Source organism: Trinickia symbiotica (genome assembly GCF_002934455.1).
In the GTDB taxonomy this organism is placed as follows: domain Bacteria; phylum Pseudomonadota; class Gammaproteobacteria; order Burkholderiales; family Burkholderiaceae; genus Trinickia; species Trinickia symbiotica.
On sequence record NZ_PTIR01000003.1, the window covers coordinates 125,039 to 140,468 of the forward strand.

Annotated in this window: 17 protein-coding genes and 1 pseudogene; 4 read left to right on the forward strand and 14 right to left on the reverse strand. The window is 61.6% G+C overall.

The genetic code is table 11. The features are described from left to right. Positions 1-7: 7 nt before the first annotated feature. The gene (locus B0G57_RS06730; protein WP_102606904.1) at positions 8-442 is read right to left on the reverse strand and encodes an Hsp20/alpha crystallin family protein; all 435 of its coding nucleotides are present in this window, start codon (positions 440-442) and stop codon (positions 8-10) included. Between the two features lie 421 nt (positions 443-863). Between B0G57_RS06730 and B0G57_RS06735 the strand changes: the two genes are divergently transcribed. Further along, the gene (locus tag B0G57_RS06735) at positions 864-1,178 is read left to right on the forward strand and encodes a c-type cytochrome (protein WP_223258631.1); all 315 of its coding nucleotides are present in this window, start codon (positions 864-866) and stop codon (positions 1,176-1,178) included. A 156-nt stretch (positions 1,179-1,334) separates the two neighbouring features. Here the strand turns inward: B0G57_RS06735 and B0G57_RS06740 are convergent, their stop codons facing one another. From B0G57_RS06740 to atpD, 9 genes and pseudogenes are all read right to left on the reverse strand, one after another. Then, positions 1,335-2,210 carry a F0F1 ATP synthase subunit gamma gene (locus B0G57_RS06740; RefSeq protein ID WP_102606905.1) on the reverse strand — a complete coding sequence of 292 codons (876 nt, stop codon included), beginning with the start codon at positions 2,208-2,210 and terminating at the stop codon, positions 1,335-1,337. 86 nt (positions 2,211-2,296) lie between these two features. After that, positions 2,297-3,817 (reverse strand): annotated as a pseudogene (locus B0G57_RS06745) (F0F1 ATP synthase subunit alpha); the annotation flags it as partial. Continuing rightward, complete coding sequence (locus tag B0G57_RS06750) at positions 3,801-4,550, reverse strand: F0F1 ATP synthase subunit delta (RefSeq protein WP_102606907.1); 750 nt, start codon at positions 4,548-4,550, stop codon at positions 3,801-3,803. The pseudogene B0G57_RS06745 and the gene B0G57_RS06750, both read right to left, overlap by 17 nt. A 7-nt stretch (positions 4,551-4,557) precedes the next feature. Next, positions 4,558-4,806 carry a F0F1 ATP synthase subunit C gene (locus B0G57_RS06755; RefSeq protein ID WP_102606908.1) on the reverse strand — a complete coding sequence of 83 codons (249 nt, stop codon included), beginning with the start codon at positions 4,804-4,806 and terminating at the stop codon, positions 4,558-4,560. Next, positions 4,803-5,525: a F0F1 ATP synthase subunit A gene (locus B0G57_RS06760; RefSeq protein WP_102606909.1), complete on the reverse strand. Its 723-nt coding sequence runs from the start codon at positions 5,523-5,525 to the stop codon at positions 4,803-4,805. Before B0G57_RS06760 ends, B0G57_RS06755 begins: the two co-directional genes overlap by 4 nt. Then, positions 5,522-5,815: an N-ATPase subunit AtpR gene (locus B0G57_RS06765; RefSeq protein ID WP_102606910.1), complete on the reverse strand. Its 294-nt coding sequence runs from the start codon at positions 5,813-5,815 to the stop codon at positions 5,522-5,524. The genes B0G57_RS06760 and B0G57_RS06765 overlap by 4 nt, the downstream gene beginning before the upstream one ends. After that, positions 5,808-6,221 carry an AtpZ/AtpI family protein gene (locus B0G57_RS06770; RefSeq protein ID WP_399277005.1) on the reverse strand — a complete coding sequence of 138 codons (414 nt, stop codon included), beginning with the start codon at positions 6,219-6,221 and terminating at the stop codon, positions 5,808-5,810. The genes B0G57_RS06765 and B0G57_RS06770 overlap by 8 nt, the downstream gene beginning before the upstream one ends. Next, positions 6,122-6,577: a F0F1 ATP synthase subunit epsilon gene (locus B0G57_RS06775; RefSeq protein WP_102607096.1), complete on the reverse strand. Its 456-nt coding sequence runs from the start codon at positions 6,575-6,577 to the stop codon at positions 6,122-6,124. The genes B0G57_RS06770 and B0G57_RS06775 overlap by 100 nt, the downstream gene beginning before the upstream one ends. An 11-nt stretch (positions 6,578-6,588) precedes the next feature. Continuing rightward, positions 6,589-8,064: a F0F1 ATP synthase subunit beta gene (gene atpD / locus B0G57_RS06780; RefSeq protein ID WP_223258632.1), complete on the reverse strand. Its 1,476-nt coding sequence runs from the start codon at positions 8,062-8,064 to the stop codon at positions 6,589-6,591. A gap of 362 nt (positions 8,065-8,426) precedes the next feature. On the opposite strand from atpD, the gene B0G57_RS06785 reads away from it, so the two are divergent. Together B0G57_RS06785 and B0G57_RS06790 are read left to right on the forward strand one after the other, a co-directional pair. Then, positions 8,427-10,217 carry a PHA/PHB synthase family protein gene (locus B0G57_RS06785; protein ID WP_102606912.1) on the forward strand — a complete coding sequence of 597 codons (1,791 nt, stop codon included), beginning with the start codon at positions 8,427-8,429 and terminating at the stop codon, positions 10,215-10,217. Between the two features lie 10 nt (positions 10,218-10,227). Beyond that, complete coding sequence (locus B0G57_RS06790) at positions 10,228-11,652, forward strand: bifunctional enoyl-CoA hydratase/phosphate acetyltransferase (protein WP_102606913.1); 1,425 nt, start codon at positions 10,228-10,230, stop codon at positions 11,650-11,652. Between the two features lie 9 nt (positions 11,653-11,661). On the opposite strand, the gene B0G57_RS06795 is transcribed toward B0G57_RS06790, so the two are convergent. Beyond that, positions 11,662-12,312 carry a BON domain-containing protein gene (locus B0G57_RS06795; RefSeq protein WP_102606914.1) on the reverse strand — a complete coding sequence of 217 codons (651 nt, stop codon included), beginning with the start codon at positions 12,310-12,312 and terminating at the stop codon, positions 11,662-11,664. Between the two features lie 454 nt (positions 12,313-12,766). Between B0G57_RS06795 and B0G57_RS06800 the strand changes: the two genes are divergently transcribed. Next, the gene (locus tag B0G57_RS06800) at positions 12,767-13,417 is read left to right on the forward strand and encodes a response regulator (protein ID WP_102606915.1); all 651 of its coding nucleotides are present in this window, start codon (positions 12,767-12,769) and stop codon (positions 13,415-13,417) included. 42 nt (positions 13,418-13,459) lie between these two features. Here the strand turns inward: B0G57_RS06800 and B0G57_RS06805 are convergent, their stop codons facing one another. The 3 genes from B0G57_RS06805 to B0G57_RS06815 form a co-directional block, all read right to left on the reverse strand. Next, positions 13,460-13,942, reverse strand: a complete 483-nt coding sequence (locus B0G57_RS06805; protein WP_223258633.1) for a CBS domain-containing protein — start codon at positions 13,940-13,942, stop codon at positions 13,460-13,462. Positions 13,943-13,979: 37 nt separating this feature from the next. Next, positions 13,980-14,318 (reverse strand): carboxypeptidase regulatory-like domain-containing protein, encoded by a 339-nt coding sequence (locus B0G57_RS06810; RefSeq protein WP_102606916.1) that lies wholly within the window; start codon positions 14,316-14,318, stop codon positions 13,980-13,982. A 273-nt stretch (positions 14,319-14,591) separates the two neighbouring features. Further along, positions 14,592-15,338, reverse strand: a complete 747-nt coding sequence (locus B0G57_RS06815) for a beta-ketoacyl-ACP reductase (RefSeq protein ID WP_102607099.1) — start codon at positions 15,336-15,338, stop codon at positions 14,592-14,594. Between the last annotated feature and the right edge of the window lie 92 nt (positions 15,339-15,430).

A 15,430-nucleotide genomic window follows, 5' to 3' on the forward strand; every position in this document is an offset into this window, starting at 1 on the left:
TCTCCGCTCAGTTGATCTGCAGGCGCTTTTGGGGCGCATCCTTCTTCTTTTTCAGCGTCAGGGACAACACGCCGTCCTGATACTGAGCAGACGATGCGCCTTCATCGATGTCCGTGCCAAGCGAGAATGAGCGGCTGATAAGGCCGGAATAGCGTTCGCGGCGGATCACTTGCTCGCCGTCTTTAGACTCTTTCTGACGATCCGCTTTCGCGCTGATCGAAACGACGTTGCCGTCGATCTTGACGTCGATGTCCTTCTTGTCGACGCCCGGCAGTTCGGCGTTCACCGTATAGGCACCGTCGCTTTCGGCAACATCAATCTTGACATCGGAAAGCGGCAAGTCACCGTCGAGCGTCAAATTCCGCATGGGGCGGAAGAAACCCTGGAACAAATCGGAGAAGGGTTCCATCGAAAATGGGTCATAACGTGTCAAATTGCTCATTGCATTCACTCCTCGAGCTGATATGAGTTGAGTGGTTCGCTCATGCTCACAACGAGACGACGCTCACGCATCGGACTATTCCGTCGCTCCAGTTGCAACCCCGGTTCAGACTCGCGGTCGGTCGGCACGAGACGGAGTAAGACCACTCTAGACAGCGCCGAGACGGCCCAGTTGATGCGCATCAACCCATCGCCGAATCGATATACGCCGGGCGTCTCGGATGCGCGTTACTTCCGTCGCTGAGCGTCGCCCCTCGCCAAGGCGAGGTCGGACGCGACGACAACAGCGGCGGCGCGCCTGTGCGCGCCCCGCTTGATGCGCGTCAACGCGGAATGCAGCCGCAGCCGTAGACTGAAGCGAATGCAAAAGGCGCACTCAGGTACTTGCGATGAACGGCTTGCACAAAGGATGGATGATCGGAATGGCCGGCCTACTGACCGGCTTGTACTGTTGCACGGCATTGGCAAAGCCGGAGCCGGAGCCCACCGACCTGATCGATCAGCAGCACTGCATGTTCTGCCATACGATCGACGCGCCGTTTCTCGCACCGTCGTTCCGACAGATTGCCGATCGCTATCGTGATCAACCGAACGCGAGCGTGATGCTCGAGAACAAGCTACGCAAGGGCGGGAGGGCTCATTGGGGCGACACCCAGATGCCATTACCCGCGGAACGTGGGGGCCCGATCTCGCGGCGGGACGCGCACAAGCTCGTGCAATGGGTACTGAGCCAGTAAGACCGCCCGACCGCAAGACCGCCTCGCTCCGGGCGGATTGGTCGAGTTAGCAAGCGACAGCGCATGACAGTAATGCTGATGCAGATCCTATGAATTGCATTGGAGATGCTTCCGCACGCCTGGCGCATGAAATCGGACTGACAGCGGGCCGGAATGCTACACGGTACACAAGGTACCCGTTGCGAGCTCCAGGATGTCGGACGTGATCTCGTCCTGCCGCGCGCGACGGTAGCTTCGAGAAAGCTCATCGATCTTCGTGGCGATGTTCGACCTAGCTGCGGTCATCGCCCTCACACGAGCTTCGTTTTCCGCGGCAAACGAAAGCATCGCCGCTTCGCATAGCTCGACGAATACGTACCACTGGGCAAGCCCTGTCAACAAACGCATCGCTGGCAGAGTGTGAAGCGGTGGCAGCGCGCGAGGCGCCATTTCGAAGCGTCCATAATCGAACGGTAGGAGTCTGTGCTCGACGATCTCGAGGCGCGACGCGAAACCCGGCGCTGCATGAACCAGCGATACGTACTTCACCTCACTACTGTGCCCCGCCTGGAGGCACTCATAGAGCGCGTCGGTGATGTGCTTGGCGAGACGCGGCACGTCGCACGCTCGTGAGGCCATGGCCGTGGACCACGCAACCGGCAAGCCATACTGCTCGCCGAGCATTGCGCCGCGCGTGCCCGCAATCAGGAATTCGCATGGCGGCACCGGTGCGATCGCGCAATGCGCGGCGCGCTCGACGATCAGCTCGTTGAATGCGCCGACGAATCCTTGCTCAGCACTGAGTACGATGACGATGTGCCGCCCCCCTGCGGACACGGGCATATCGCGCTCGCCGGTGCGCTCATGGCCACCGATCGCCAGCGCATCGCCGATGGCGGCGCCGACGGTCGCCGCGGCCTCTCGTATTCCGGCAAGTTGGGCGTGCGCCTCGTTCGCGCGAGCGGCGGCAACACCGCGCATTGCAGTGACGACCGCCTCCAACTGGCGCGCGGTTGCAACGCGAGCGGCGATCTCTGTGCGTTTCTCGCTCATTTTCTGGCCACACTCGGCGGCAAATCGGTTGACGGCGCGATTTGCTCGAACGTCCGCGAACCGACGACGGTATCCGTGGTGTCGACGCTCGCGACCCGCTTGACGAGTTCAGTCACCGAGTCGGCCAGCCGGGCAAGCAGCGCGGCGTCGGCGCTCTCCATGGAGAGCGCCGCGCCGTCAGGCAGCAACGCGACTTGCGCGGTGAGCCACGCGCGCAACTGCTCCCGTACGCGTTGGGCGACTTCGGCTGAAACTTCATCGAACGCGCCATGGATCAGAGCTGCAAGCAATACGACTTGGTCCATCGTTCGCAGCCCCTGAAACCGCGGCTGCGTGATCAATGCTCGAATACGTTCGCCTCTCGCGATTCTCGCCTTTACGCGCGCATCGGTCAGACCGCCGAAGCGCGTAAACATCTCCAGTTCGAGAAACTGCGCGTACTCGAGCCGCAAGCGCCCCGACACCTCATGCAGTGCGCGAGGCTGAGCCTTGCCGCCCACACGGCTCACGCTGAGACCAACGTCGACCGCCGGGCGCTGATTCGCCGCGAACAGGCCAGCGTCGAGAACGATCTGGCCGTCAGCTATCGATATCAAGTTGGTCGGAATATATCCGGATAAATTGCTCGCATCCGTCTCGGCGATCGGAAGCGCGGTGAGCGAGCCGCTACCTAGCTTCGGCGATAGTTTGGCGGCGCGTTCGAGCAGACGTGCGTGAACATGAAAAATGTCGCCGGGGTACGCCTCGCGACCCGGCGGCTCGCGCGTGAGCAAGGCGAGCTCACGGTGCGTCGCTGCATGCTTCGTTAGATCGTCGATCACGATGAGGGCATGCTGTCCTCGGTCGCGGAAATATTCCGCGATCGTCATGCCGGCGAATGGTGCGATCCATTGCATGCCCGGTGCCGAGGCAGCCGATGCCACGACGAAGACGCATCGCTCGGGCGCTCCGTGCTCGCGCACCGCCTCGATCACGCGCTCGACCGCAGTTGCACGTTGCCCCACAGCGACGTAGACGCAAACGACGTCCGAGGTTTTTTGATTGATGATCGTATCCACGGCAAGCGAGGTCTTCCCAGTCGCACGATCGCCGATGATGAGTTCGCGCTGTCCGCGCCCGATCGCAAAAAGCGCGTCGACCACCAATACGCCGGTTTCAAGCGGTTCGGCGACCAGATCTCGGTCAACGATCGCCGGTGCCGGACGCTCGATCGGCGATATTTCCACCGGACCTATCGCTTCGGCGCGATCGAGCGGACGGCCCAGTGCGTCGACGATGCGCCCGAGCAACTGCGGCCCGACCGGAACCTGAAGCGTTTTACCGGTCCTCGTCACGAGCGAACCTGCGTCGATTGCGCCATCCTCATCGAGCAGTACAACGCTGATCGTCTTTTCATCGAGCGTATGCGCGAAGCCGACCGCTCCGCTCTGAAAGCGCAGCACTTCGTCGAGCATCGCATCGGGCAAGCCCGAGACATACGCAATGCCATCGGCGAAACGTTCGACGCGGCCAACCGTCTGCACTGTCGGTGCCAACTCTATGCGCGCAAGCCTTTCCCGCTGGCGAACCAGCCAGACGGCATCGTCCATTTCAGGCGTCTGCTCCATCGTCGTTCGTCAGCGTTGCCTCGATCTGCTCGATGTCATGGCGAAAACTGTTTCGTACATGCAAATACGAACCATCCAGTTCCAGGCCAGCAATCAAGGAAGGGTCGATATGAACGTCGAGCGTCACCGGCCGGGCCAGGCTTGCCGCGAGCGTGGCACGGCACGCCTGCTCCTCGCGCTCGCTTAGCGCGCGCGCCACGGTGAGTCTTAGCGCCCCGGCGCCGGCACCCAGTTCCGCGCGTGCTTCGTCGGGCAGGTGCCCGATACCATCGACCAATCCGTCGATGAAACCGTCGACGCGCGCACTTTCCGGCAGCCGATCGAGCAGCTTTTCCGCGATATCGATTGCCAGCCGCGTCGCGCGTAAGCCAATGCTGCGTGCGCGCGCCGCGCGGCTCGCCTCGAGCTCCGCTGTCGCCGTTTGGCGCAGCGTGTCGACTTCTGCCCGAGCACTCGCCAATAGCGCGGCCCGTTCAGCTTCGACTTCAACCTGAACCTGCCGCAACGCCTCACTCCGGCCACGAGCCAGGCACTCAGCCTCTTGCATTGCGGCCTTACGCTCGGCTTCAGCGGCAACGCGTATAGCCTGCGCATCCTGGAGCACCTTGCGCGCAGCGTCCTGACGCTTGGTGACGATCTCAGCGATCGGCCGGAACATAAACCGCGCGAGCAGCCAGACGAGAACGAGCGCATTGAACGTTTGCAGCGCGAGCGTGGACCAGTCGATGCGCATCGCCCACTCACTTCACGAACGGGTTGGCAAAAAGCAGCAGCAAGGCTACGACGAGGCAGTAGATGGCCATTGTCTCGATCATCGCGAGGCCGACAAACAACGTACGTGACAGCGTGCCGGCCGAGTCCGGCTGGCGGGCGATTGCATCCATCGCCGCTGCAACCGCGCGACCTTCCGCGAGCGCCGGTCCGAGCGCACCGAATGAGACGGCGAGCGCGGCCGCCGCGACGCTGATGATTTCGATCAGATTACTCATGTCGTTTTCCGCGTGTCGTCGTGAGGATTGGCCTGAATGGTGTCGGTGGAATCGCGGGTCTCGTCGATGGCGGCACCGATGAAGACCATCGCAAGCACGGTAAAGATGTAGGCCTGCACCGCCCCGGTCAGCAATTCGAGCGCCATGAGCGGAATCGGCACGATAAGACCGGCAAGCGACAGCACGATGCCGATCACGAATACGCCGCTCATCACGTTGCCGAACAGACGCACGACAAGCGAGAATGTGCGCGTGATCTGCTCGATGACGTTCAACGGGATCATGATCCAAGAGGGCTTCGCAAACGTCCCGAGGTAACCGCCTATGCCACGCGTCCTGATGCCGTGGTACACGGTGGCACCTAGAACCACGAGCGCAAGCGCCGCGTCGGTCTCCAAGCGCGCCGTTGGTGGTTCGACGCCGGGCAGAAGGGAGGACCAGTTCGCAACGAGAATGAAAACGAAAAGCGTTCCGATGAGCGCGCGGTATTGCGCCGGATTGGTCTGCATCGTGTCGCGAATCTGCTCGTCGATCGTACCGACGAAGAGCTCGAGCGCGCATTGCAACTTTGACGGCTCTTCGATGCTGAGTCGTCGGCGAACCCGCCAGGCGACGCACACGAGCAACGCCATGATCGTCCATGTCACGACGACCGGGACTGAGATGGGTAACGCCCAAATGTGCCAGAGCGGCGTCGTTTCGAGCGGTGAGCGGCTCATGTTCGCGGATCCGAAAAACGCAGCGTCGCGCGTAGCACCGCCCGGCGCGCAAGCAAGATACCGGTCAGGCCCGCGAGGAGCGGAAACGCGCCAAATCGTGCGAGCGCGAAGAGCGCAGCCGACGTCGCAGCAACGCGCGCAACTTGAAGCGCAAGCGCCCATCGCATGCAGCCTCGGCCAAACAGCGAGCCGTTAAAGCGCAGCAATAAGAAGTGGCCGCCACCTACGAGCAGCCCGGCGAATAGCGCGGATGCGGCATGTACCCAGCCGACGCCCGAGATGCTAGTCATGATCGTTCTGCTGTTGGCGATGCATCCATTTCCAGGCAAACCAGAATCCGAGTGCCGCGCCTATCATCAAAAGCGGCGCGGAAAAGAGAATGCGGTTGCCCGATACGCGATCGAGCCAACGCCCGAGCGCGAGCCCTGCAAGCGTCGGCACAACGATCGTCCAGCCCAGGATTCCGATCTGCGCAAGACGGCTACCGATCGAGGGCTCGGGATCTCGCTCTCCCCTTTCGTGACGCTTGGATGCTCGACGTGCGGCCGCTTCGAGATCGTCGAAGGCGCGCTTCGCTCGTGAGCGCTGATCGTCGGTCATGGCGGCAGCTCCGAACGTTCCTGAGGACCTTGGCTCTGGCCTGCCTTGACCGGCCTCAAATACCGCATGAGTTGCCGTATCGCGTGCGCATGTAATCGGGTTTGCTCGACTCGCGCACGGCGCTCGGCATCGGCTTGCGCCGCGCGGGCGCGCCGCACATCCGCTTCGAGTCGTTCGAGCGATTCACCCTCAATGGCCTGGCGACACGCAATCGTGATATGGCTGCCGCGCGACACACGCAATACGCCTCCGTCCACGGCGCAAAAATGGATCGATCCGTCCGAAGTGCGCCAACGCACGACGCAGGCACCAAGCAGCGTGACAAAGTCCGCATGGCCGGGTCGAATCCCGAACGACCCGCTATCATCCTCGGCACGCAGAGAGACAATATCGAGGTCCTTGACGACGACGCAAGAAGGCGTCGTCAGTGTCAGATGGAGGTCGGAGCGCATCATTCGCCTCCTTATGCGCCGGCGGCTCGACGGGCCGCTGCATGCGCGTCTCGCGTCGCTTCTTCTTTCGCCCGCGCTTCGCTCAGCGCGCCCACCATGTAAAGCGAGCTTTCCTGCCAATCGTCGCACTCGCCGTTCAGGATCGCCTTGCATCCTGCGATCGTTTCGTCAATCGAGACGGAACAGCCGGCTTGCCCCGTGAACGCCTCCGTGACGGCGAAAGGCTGCGTGAGGAAACGCTGCAGGCGGCGCGCGCGTTCGACCGTGCGCCGATCGTCGGCACCGAGTTCCTCGATCCCGAGCAATGCGATCACGTCCTGCAGTTCCCGGTAGTGCGCCACAGCGCGCCGCACGTCGTTGGCCACCGCCACATGTTCGGCGCCGACGACCAGGGGATCAAGCAGGATCGACGACGAAGCGATAGGGTCGATTGCAGGATAGATGCCCTCGGCGGCCATCGCGCGCGACAGAACGATCATACTGTCGACGTGCGCAGCGATCGTCGTAACAGCCGGATCCGTGAAATCGTCCGCGGGGACATAGACAGCTTCGATTGCCGTCACGGCGACATCGCCGACGGAAACGATCCGCTCCTGCAAGGCCGCTACTTCGCTCGCAAGTGTCGGCTGATAACCGACGCGAGAAGGAAGCCGTCCCAGCAGCCCCGAGACTTCGGCGCCGGCCTGCACGAATCGAAATACGTTGTCCATCAAGAGAAGCACATTCTGCCCGCGTTCGTCGCGGAAGTACTCGGCGATCGTCAACGCAGTCAAAGGCACGCGCCATCGGGCGCCGGGCGGCTCGTTCATTTGCCCATAGACGAGCACCGCGCGGCCGAGCACCCCGGAGCTGCGCATGTCGAGCAACATTTCATGCCCTTCGCGCGAACGCTCGCCCACGCCGGCAAACACCGAAATACCCTGATAGCGTTCGACCATGGCATGGATGAGTTCCATCACGAGCACCGTCTTGCCCACGCCGGCGCCTCCGAACATCGCCGCCTTGCTGCCCTGAGCAAGGGGGGCGAGCAGATCGATGACCTTGATGCCCGTCGAAAAAATGGTGCTGGCCCGTCCCCGTGCGGCGATAGGCGGTGCCGGACGATGAATCGGCCTCTTGTCGACATCATCGCTCAGCGACGGACCGCCGTCGCGCGTCGTGCCCGTCACGTCGATCAAACGCCCGAGGACCGGCTCGCCCACGGGTACCCGGATCGGTCCGCCGAGTGCACGAGCCTGCGCGCCTCGGCACAAGCCAGCCGTGGAACGGATGGCAAGCGCACGAGCTGCGGTGTCGCTCAAGTGAGCCTGCACTTCGGCGAGCACGGGCGTGTCGCTGTCAGGAGCAATGATCAGTGCGTCGTCGATCGCAGGAAGCGGATGGCCGGCGAAGTCAATATCGATCACTGCGCCCCGCACAGCGATGACGCGGCCCCCACCCGCATTCGAGCGCACCGCGCTAACGGCCGTCGTACCAACTTGCAACACGAATGGTTCCCCCTGATCGGAAACGATTGCTTCGCGCGAAATCCGGACGCGGATTCATGCCTCGCCTAGCGAGATCTTCGCAAGTGAACCAGGCGGCGGCTTGATCGACGTCAAGCGCTCGAGCTTTCATCGGATGTCTGTCTTCCGCCTTGAATAAACGCCTTTCGACGCGCCCGCTCCAAGCGACCAAAGTCAACAAAGGCCATCGCGATTGACGCAAATCAGACGAGTTGTTTCACTGGCTAGGTAAATTGACTCGGAGCGCCCCGCTCACATATGGCTGCCTGGCAGAAAGAAACGATCGGTTCGCTCACGCTGGGGAACCTACTGTCATCGAAGCCCATTTCCAGCTAAGGAGCCCGATGGACACTCGACTGAAGCCCGCACTGGCTCGCGGCGGCGACACAACGAGGGAACCCAAGCCCGGACGCGTGTCGGATAGCCCGTTTCGTGAACTCGATCATGCGAAGCAGGCGTTCATTGCACGCGTCACTGCCGGGTTTTCGCCGGCGGCACTCACCCTTGCTTTTGCCGATTGGTTCATCCATATGATTGCCGCCCCCGGCAAGCGACTGGAGCTTGCCTCGCTGGCCGCGAGCAACGCGGCGCGACTGATCGTAGAGGCGACGGAAGCCCCGGCGTGCGAACCTCCGCCTTCCCATGCGCCGACGCTACAAAGCGATGACCGCTTCTTTTCCCCTGCATGGCAAATTGAGCCCTTTCGCTTCTGGAAACAGGCGTTCTTGCTGACTGAGCAATGGTGGAGCGCAGCAACCCATGAGGTTCCCGGCACGACCCGCCATCATGAAGATGTCGTTTCCTTCGTCGCGAGACAATGGCTCGACATCCTCGCGCCAGCAAACTTCATATTGTCCAACCCCGAAGTGTTGCTCCATACGCTCGCCACGTGCGGCGCCAATCTGGTGCAAGGCGCTTGCAACGCGATCGAGGATGCCGAGCGTATCGCGGCACGAAACCCACCGGTAGGTGCCGAAACATTCAGGGCCGGCGTCGACGTCGCGACCACGCCTGGCAGCGTGGTCTTTCGCAACCATCTGATCGAGCTGATCCAGTATCAGCCGACGACGGCTACGGTGGCGGCCGAGCCGATCCTGATCGTGCCGGCCTGGATCATGAAGTATTACATCCTCGACCTATCGCCGCACAACTCGCTGATCCGCTATCTCGTCGATGCCGGACATACGGTTTTCTGCATTTCCTGGCGCAATGTCGAAGAGAAAGACCGCAATCTCGGGCTCGACGACTACCGCGAAAGTGGCGTCATGGCAGCACTCGATAGCGTCTCGAGCATCATGCCGGACCGGAAGATTCATGCAACCGGCTACTGTCTCGGCGGAACGATCTTGGCCATCGCAGCGGCCGCGATGGCAAACGACCATGACGATCGGCTCGCGTCGGTGACGCTCTTGGCAGCACAAACCGACTTCACGGAACCAGGCGAGCTTCAACTGTTCATCGATGACAGCCAGGTCTATTTTCTCGAAAGCATGATGTGGGACCGTGGCTATCTCGGCGCCAATCAGATGGCGAGCTCGTTTCGACTTCTGCAATCGAGCGACTTGATTTGGTCGCGCGTTGTCCATGACTACCTGCTGGGCACACGCTCGCCGATGACCGACCTGATGGCGTGGAACGCCGATACGACGCGCATGCCATACCGGATGCATTCCGAGTACCTGCGCAAGCTCTTTCTCGACAACGATCTTGCGAGCGCTCGCTATGAAGTCGACGGCCGGCCGATTGCACTAAGCAACCTTCGAATGCCGCTCTTCGTCGTGGGGACGGAGCGTGACCACATCGCGCCGTGGCGCTCGGTCTACAAGATCCATTACCTGTCCGATACCGATGTGACGTTCGTGCTCGCAAGCGGCGGACATAACGCCGGCATCGTCAGCGAACCCGGGCACGCGCACCGTGAGTTCCGCATGAAGCGCACGCCCGCCACCGATATGAATGTCGGGCCGCAGGAATGGGTCGCCGCGGCCGAGCGTTTCGACGGCTCCTGGTGGCCCGCATGGCACGGATGGCTCCTCGCGCATTCGTCCGACGTACATGTCGCGCCGCCGCCCACGGGAGCGCCCGGCTTTTCCGCGCTCGGCGACGCACCAGGCACCTACATCTTTCAAAAATGAAGCGACAGCCGTGGACGATCATCTCATCCATAACCGGCCGTTCGACGATCTGACGATTGGCGAATCGGCGACGCTCACGCGCACCGCCGAGCGCGACGACATTGCCCTCTTTACGACTATATCGGGCGATCTCGATCCAGCACATCTCGACGCTGCTCACGCCGCCGATAATTCTTCGGGCCACGTCGTCGTGTATGGGACTTGGACGGTGGCGCTGGTGTCCGCGGTCCTCGCCTCCAAGCTGCCGGGCCCCGGCACCCTCTATTTGGACCAGGCGTTCGAATTCCAGCATCCGATCGCGCCAGGCGATACGATCACCGCCACCGTGACCGTCAAGGAGAAGCTTCCGCAAACGCATGCCGTGCTGCTCGACATACGATGCGCGAATCAAAGGGACGATGTCGTGATGAGCGGAACGGCAACGGTGATCGCGCCGACACGTCCGATAGTCTGGCCACGCGTCCCTCACTCGGAAGCGGTGACTCGCCGTCACGGCCGCTATGAAGCATTCATTCGCGAGGCGCGCATTCAACCGGCTCTGCGTACAGCGATCGTTCATCCATGCTCGCCCGAGGCGATCCAAGCGGCGGTCGAAGCACGCGACGAAAATTTGCTCGCCCCTGTCTTGGTCGGCCCCGAGGCGAAGATCCGCGCAGCGGCGGAGGCGGCTCACGTCAGTCTCGACGGAATCCCGATCGAACCCGCGGAGCATAGTCATGCAGCCGCCGCGCGGGCAGTGGAGCTCGGCGCCTCAGGTCAGGTCGAGGCGCTGATGAAAGGGAGTCTGCACACGGACGAGCTGCTCCACGCCGTGCTCGCACCGGCATCGGGATTGCGCACCGGGCGGCGCGTGAGCCACGTCTATGCCATGGATATCCCGGGATATCCGAAGCCTCTCGTCATTACCGATGCCGCAATCAACATCGCGCCGACGCTCGACGATAAGCGCGACATCTGCCAGAACGCCATCGACTTGCTGAAGTTGATGGGCATCCCCGAACCGCGCGTCGCCGTCTTGGCCGCCGTCGAAACAGTGAGTGCGAAAATGCCCGCGACGCTCGATGCGGCCGCGCTCACGGTGATGGCGGCACGCGGGCAAATCACCGGCGGGCTCGTCGACGGTCCGCTCGCCTTCGACAATGCAATCAGCGTCGCCGCGGCCCAGATCAAAGGGATCATCTCGCCCGTTGCCGGACGGGCCGACATTCTGCTCGTGCCGGACCTGGAAGCCGGCAATATGCTTTGCAAGCAGTTGATGTACTTCGCCGGCGCCGACGCGGCAGGGCTCGTATTGGGCGCACGCTTGCCGATCATTCTGACGAGCCGCGCCGACTCATTGCGAGTGCGCCTCGCTTCCGCCGCACTCGCAAAGCTCCTCGCCGAACGCACACGCCAAGCCGCAGCGCCGTCTCAGCGGCCAGCCGTAGCTGGCTGAATCATCTGTTCATTCGATATCGAGATCGTCTATGACGGCACGCACGCCAGGTGCCGACCAAGCGGCACCGCGGACGGCCGAGCGCTCGGCATATGAGCCTACTTTTCCAGTCAGCGTAACCGAGCCGTCGCGCACATTGATCTGGATGTGCTTCGCTTCACGCTCTGCGTGACGTTGCAATGCCCGGCCGATTTTCTCCGCGATGTTGTTGACCGACTCCCCACTGCTCACATCGATGAGGTTCGACACCCCGGTCACCCCGCGCATATGACTGACCGTGCGCGTCGCGAGGTGGGACAGATGAGCATTCGGCACGGCACCGCTCAGCGTAACCCACCCCTTTTCGACTTGTACCTTCACAGCCTCTTCCGAAAGGCCGACCGTCCAGTGCAGCATCGAACGCACTGCATTGGCCGTGTCTTCGTCGCTCCGTACGTCGGCACGCGGCAGTCTCACTTCCATCTCGACGACGACAGCCTTGACGCCCGCCACGCGTTGGGCCGCCTTCTCCGCGGCGAGCTTTTCAGCGTAGTTCGTCGGGTGGCCCGACAAGGTCACGACGCGACCGCTCACCTCGACGCCGATATCGGCCGAGTTGACCGCAGGATCGTATTCCAGCTCTTCTTCGATTTCCTGCTTCAATTGCTTGTCCGTCTTCATTGCATTCTCCTGGCTCATCGAGACATCGTCACCCTGACGAGTCCGTGGTTCATACTGCCGCCGCCATGAGGACCCTCATCTGACCTGCGTCAAGCGCAAGCGCACTCGCCTCGGCTTACGCTCGGCCATTTACCGCACGAGCCAAAAAGCGGCTTGATCCGGTGGCGTCGGTGCGGATCGCTCACGTACTCGCACTCGAATAGTCGGAGCAATCGTGGGGTCACGCTCATACACAGACGATTCGCCATTGGCACCATAGCGCCAATAGGCGACAATCAAACAGAAGCTTCGGCCCACGGTGGCGACCGTCGGTCATGAATTTGTCGGTTTTTTATCGCACCGGGAAAGCGCATCAGAGATTTTCCATCCCAAACAGCACGATCGGCGGCTTGCGGGTGTTTCGATCGCAGTCACCCTTCGCGTCCGTGCACGAGGATGGGGAAAGGAATCCTCCATGACAAGAGTACTTTTGGCTGACGACCACACGCTTGTTCGCGAGGGACTCCGGTATATCCTTCAGAGCACGAGCGCCTTCGAGGTCGCGGGGGAAGCGCACGACGGGCCCAGTACGATCGCACTCGTGCGCGGCACGCCCGCCGACGTACTCGTCATGGATCTGACAATGCCGGGTGCGCGCACAGGAATCGAGCTCGTTACGCAGATCAAGGAGGAAATCCCGACGCTGCGAATTCTGGTCCTCACGATGCATGCGGAGCAGCAATATGCAGTGCGTGCCTTCAAGGCTGGTGCATCGGGCTATCTGACGAAGGAGAGCGCGACCAACGAGTTGGTCGCCGCCGTAACGAAAGTCGCCTCGGGGGGCGCCTATGTGAGCGTCTCGATGGCGGAGCGCTTCGCTCAGAGTCTGAACGGGCCGGTCGACGCCCTACCTCATCAGCGGCTCTCGGACCGAGAGTTCGAAGTCTTCCGGTGCCTCGCCGCGGGACAGTCGATCGGCGAAATCGCCAGTCGCATCTGCATAAGCACAAAGACAGTCAGCACTTACAAAACTCGTATTCTCGAGAAGATGGGGATGCATAACGAAGCGACGCTCGTTCGCTACGCGGTCGAGCACAAGCTCTTCGACGACGACGAAACGCTTTGACGTTCGGAGGGGCGCTCCCCGACATTCCTGCGCGCCATCCCTTCACAAATGCAACGGCGACTGGATCGCTCCAGACCACTCTCGATGCTGACCGTATCGGATGATACTGGACAGCTGCGACCACTCCCTGCTCAGCGCCTCGATCACATCATCGAGGGATAGGACACCGACGATATCCTCGTTGTCATTCGTGACGGCCAATCTTCGTACGCCGTGGCTGGACATGATCTGCATCGCGTCGCCAACGTCCGCGTCCTCACTCACGGTCATGACGTGCTCCGACATGATATCGGTAACGAGCATCTCTCTGGGCGAAGCGCCGGATGCCGTGGCCTTGATCACGATGTCTCTATCGGTCACGATGCCAACGATGCGATTGCTCACGCCGTCTTCGGTCACAACCAGCGCACCGACATGCTGATCGCCCATCTGGGACGCAGCCTGCTGCAAAGTGCACGATGCCGCGACGTGAACCGTACCGCGGGTAAAAATCTCATTCACATTCACTTCCGTCTCCTGTTCCATTTCGTTGAGTACCGTCCACCGCATCCGCGAAAGAGCCTCATCCCCAGTAGAAATTGATATCGGCGCCACCGTGAGCCGGCACGGTCACCCAGTGCGTCACGTTGACCGTATCCGATGTCGCGGTAACGCGGTATCGTCCCGGCGGCAGGCTAACGAACAACAAAGGCCCTTCGGATTTCATTGCGGCCACTTGCTGTCCCGATGGAGAAAAGATGACCACGTCGACGTCGGCCAGATAGACGCCGCTCTTTTGCGCGAACACCAGATGCAAATTGAATTTTGGCGCCATCGCACGCATCCCCGAGACCTCCTCCTCGCCGACGCCGCCGCTCAGATAGGTGATGCCATGTTCGGTGACGGGCCGAATTGTCGCCATCTCTTGCGCGAGTGCAACGGCGCTGGCTATCGTGAGACCAGCTACCAATGCAACAGGCAGTCGAGCCAATCGCGATTTTTGAGTACGAACTTTCAACATGATGTTCCTCGGGTTGAATACTGAAACGTCGTTGCGGCTGGAGCGCTGATACGTCGCCCTCTTTCTTAATCCGCAGTCTCTAGACTATGGAAAGCCGCAGGGACGTGGTTGATGCCGGTCAATCGATGCTCTCGGACGGGGGCGTTCGCACGGCATCACGGCCTGCCGCTTAGCTCATCGCATATGCATTCCGCCATTGATCGCGAGGTCCGCACCGGTAATAAACGCTGCGTCGTCCGAGCAGAGAAACGCGACAAGCGCTGCCACTTCGTCCGGGCGACCGAGGCGACCGACAGGAATCTGCGGCAGTATTCTTTTATCCATGACTTCCGCCGGCACCGAGGCGATCATCGCGGTATCGAGGTATCCCGGCGAGACAGTATTCACCGTCACCCCATGCCTTGCGACTTCGAGCGCGAGCGCCTTCGTGAAGCCGTGGATGCCCGCCTTGGCCGCCGAGTAATTCGTCTGCCCGAATGCCCCTCGTGATCCGTTCACCGAGCCGATGTTGACGATTCGGCCGAACCCGCGCTCGATCATTCCGCCAATAAACGGCTTGGTCATGTTGAACAGCGCATCGAGATCGGTGCGAAGCACGGCGTCCCAATCAGTCTTGGTCATCTTCGCGAAGGTGGCATCGCGCGTAATGCCTGCGTTATTGATGAGGATATCGACCGTGCCATGGTGATCGAGCACGCGCTTGGCGCAATGCGCGCAGGAGTCGTACTCCGATACGTCCGCCTCATAAGCGTGATACTGGCGGCCAGCATCGCGCTCGCGCATCAACCATGTCGTCACATGGTCGTTGCGCGGCGTGTGCGTCATTGCGACCGTCATTCCCATCGCGTGAAGACGGCGGCAGACTGCCGTGCCGAGCCCTCCCATGCCTCCTGTCACGAAGGCAACGCGTTTTCCTGACATTTGGTGCTCCAGTTCGAAGAGTTGCGCGGCTTGCATTCGTCACATTTCCAGGCAAGCGCCGCGTGTGCCATGCAGCCACGTGACGTAGTCGA